The 1,463-nt window shown below is 62.7% G+C and carries 3 protein-coding genes; 1 reads left to right on the top strand and 2 read right to left on the bottom strand.

Annotation, left to right across the window (positions count from 1 at the left end; translation table 11 throughout):
• Positions 1–244: hypothetical protein (locus LB547_RS32590; RefSeq protein ID WP_224656387.1), on the bottom strand; the 244-nt coding region annotated here is incomplete at its 3' end.
• Between LB547_RS32590 and LB547_RS32220 the strand changes: the two genes are divergently transcribed.
• Positions 125–1,177, top strand: a complete 1,053-nt coding sequence (locus LB547_RS32220) for an IS110 family transposase (RefSeq protein WP_224656386.1) — start codon at positions 125–127, stop codon at positions 1,175–1,177. The two genes, LB547_RS32590 and LB547_RS32220, sit on opposite strands and share 120 nt — an antisense overlap.
• Positions 1,178–1,243: 66 nt before the next feature.
• Here the strand turns inward: LB547_RS32220 and LB547_RS32215 are convergent.
• Positions 1,244–1,463, bottom strand: a 220-nt coding sequence (locus tag LB547_RS32215) for a hypothetical protein (RefSeq protein WP_210241397.1), incomplete at its 5' end; no start/stop codon positions are given.

Raw genomic sequence — 1,463 nt, 5'->3', positions numbered from 1 at the left:
CCCTACACTGCGCGTCCGAGGGTTGCTCGGGCGGTCCGAGCCGATCCTCATCACAGGAGGACGAGCCGTGGCAGATTATAGGGAAGCATTTGTCGGAATCGATGTCGCTAAGCTGAGGAACGCCATCGCGATTGCGGAAGCCGGCCGGGAGGGAGAGGTTCGGTTCTTCGGCGAGGTCGACGCATCGGATACGAGTATGCGCCGCGTTATCCAACGGATCGCTGCCAAGTTCGATCGCATCCACCTATGCTACGAGGCGGGCCCAACCGGCTATGGCCTTTACCGGCTGATCCGTTCCCTTGGCCATGAATGCACCGTGGTCGCGCCATCGCTGATTCCAAGGAAGCCTGGCGATCGGGTGAAAACGAACCGCCGGGATGCTCTTTCATTGGCAAGGCTGCTGCGCGCCGGCGAACTGACGGCGGTATGGGTTCCCGATGAAGATCACGAAGCCATGCGAGATCTCGTTCGCGCCCGGGCAGCCGCGGTCGAGACGCTGCGGGTCCATCGCCAGCAGGTGAGCGCTTTCATGCTCAAGCATGGTCGTGCCTATCCGCGCACGAAGAACTGGACCATGCGCTACCTGCGTTGGTTGCAGGAGCAGCGGTTCGATTATCCTGCACATCAGATCGCGCTCCAGGAAATGGTCGAAGCGGTGCGCGTCTCGAAAGAGCGTGTGGAACGGCTTGATCGCGTGATCGAAGAGTTCATCCCGAACTGGTCGCTGGCGCCGATCGTGCGAGCGCTCCAGACATTGCGTGGGGTCGATCTGATCGTCGCCGTGACGTTCGCCACCGAGGTCGGCGACGTAAGCCGTTTTGAGAGCCCTCGCCAGCTCATGGGCTATCTCGGCCTCGTTCCCGGCGAGCGGTCGACTGGAGAGACAATCAGGCGTGGCGGCATCACCAAGGCAGGCAATGGCCGCGTTCGCCACATGCTGGTTGAGAGCGCCTGGACCTATCGACATCCACCCCGGATCGGCAAGGCGAAGCTGTACCGGTTGGAGCAGGCACCGCCGAAAGTCCGTGAGATCGCATGGAAGGCTCAGGCCCGCCTGACGACCCGGTATCGAAAGCTGGTTGCGCGAGGCAAGCGAACGACGGTGGTCTGCACGGCGATCGCCCGCGAACTAGTCGGCTTCATGTGGGCCGTCGCCAGGGAGGCACGCTCCACCTGATCGCTCGCCGCGGCAGTCTACACCTCGCGCATGGGCGGAGGCGGGACCACGGCAGGGGAATGCCCGTCAGACGCTTTGTGGCCGGCAAATTGACCGACGCCCGCAGTAAGATAGGAACAGCCCCGGACGCACAATCGGGAATGCGGTAGCCAACCCGCGCATCAGAGCTTGATCACCGACGTCCTTCAGTTCCGCCTCCACCCATGCGCGCTCATCAGAATGAGCAGCCGTTCCTCGGATCGGGCGACCTTCTGCGTTCCAAACCTTGACAGCGGACATCAGAGCG

This window comes from Mesorhizobium sp. B264B1B (assembly GCF_020165765.1).
GTDB lineage: Bacteria > Pseudomonadota > Alphaproteobacteria > Rhizobiales > Rhizobiaceae > Mesorhizobium.
This window is presented reverse-complemented; position numbering and strand designations above follow the sequence as displayed.